Here is a 1,155-nt window from a genome sequence, read left to right as displayed (position 1 = left end):
CGGTGGACGACCACCGGTCCCGTTCCGCGATCCGGCGCTGTCGAGGGCGTCATCTCATCCCCTCATCCCAGCAACGCGGCGATCACCACCAGCACCGGTACCGCCAGCATCGTCGACAGCAGGATCGACTCGCGGGCCAGGACCTCGCCGACGCGGTAGCGCGAGGCGTAGGTGAAGAGGTTCTGGGCGGCCGGCAGGGCCGAGGTGACGACCACGTCCAGCAGGTGCTCGCCCCGCAGGCCGAAGACGCCCGCCGCCAGGGCCCAGGCCGCCAGCGGCTGTCCCACGGACTTCAGGGCGACGGAGAGCAGCACGGGCGCCCGGTCCGGCCCGCGGCCCGGCATGGTGCTGCCGCACAGGGAGATGCCGAAGGCGAGCAGCACGGCCGGTACGGACATGTTGCCGATCAGGGTCAGCGGGTCCATGACGGGGCCCGGCACGGTCAGCCCCGTCGCCGAGACCGCCACACCGGCCAGGGAGCCGATTCCGACGGGGTTGCGCAGGGGAGCGGTGACCTGCCGCCAGAGCGGCTGCTTCTCGCCCGCGCCGGACAGGTCGAGGACCGTGAGGGCGACTGGCGTCATCACGATCTGCTGGAACAGCAGGACCGGCGCGACGAGTGAGGCGTCCCCGAGGACGTACACGGCGATCGGGATACCGAGGTTGCCCGCGTTCACGTAACTGGAGCAGAGCGCGCCGATCGTCGTACGGCCCACGCCCCAGCGGCGTACGGCACCGACCGCGACGAAGATCCCGGCCACCGCGAACGTGCTGACGGCCGTCACCAGCAGCCGGTTCGACAGGATCACCGACAGGTCGGCCCGCGCGAGGGTGGTGAAGAGCAGGGCGGGTGTGGCGACGTGGAAGGCCAGCTTGGTCAGTACCTCGCGTCCGTTGTCACCGAGGTAGCCCCGCCGTCCGATCAGATACCCGACCGCGATGACGACGGCGATGACCGCGAACCCGTTCAGCACGCCCTGCACGGTGCCTCCCGCGGGCCCGGTGATTCATGGCTCATACACCCAACCCTAGGGCCGGGGGGAGCCCCCACCGGCTGCGGGGCTCCCCGTCACCGCATGGGGGCTCCGCCCCCTCGCCCCCGTTCGCGCAGTTCCCCGCGCCCCTTGGGGCTCGTCTTTCAGGGGCGCGGGGAAC

The 1,155-nt window shown here is 71.7% G+C and carries 1 protein-coding gene; it reads right to left on the bottom strand.

The genetic code is table 11. The annotated features are described in order from the left end of the window. Positions 1 to 62: 62 nt before the first annotated feature. Positions 63 to 983 (bottom strand): AEC family transporter, encoded by a 921-nt coding sequence (locus ACFWGJ_RS43790; RefSeq protein WP_387334562.1) that lies wholly within the window; start codon positions 981 to 983, stop codon positions 63 to 65. Positions 984 to 1,155: the final 172 nt, after the last annotated feature.

This window comes from Streptomyces sp. NPDC060205 (genome assembly GCF_042728395.1).
Classification (GTDB): Bacteria; Actinomycetota; Actinomycetes; order Streptomycetales; family Streptomycetaceae; genus Streptomyces.
Note: the sequence above shows the minus strand (reverse complement) of the source record. Positions and strands in the feature narration are given on the sequence as shown.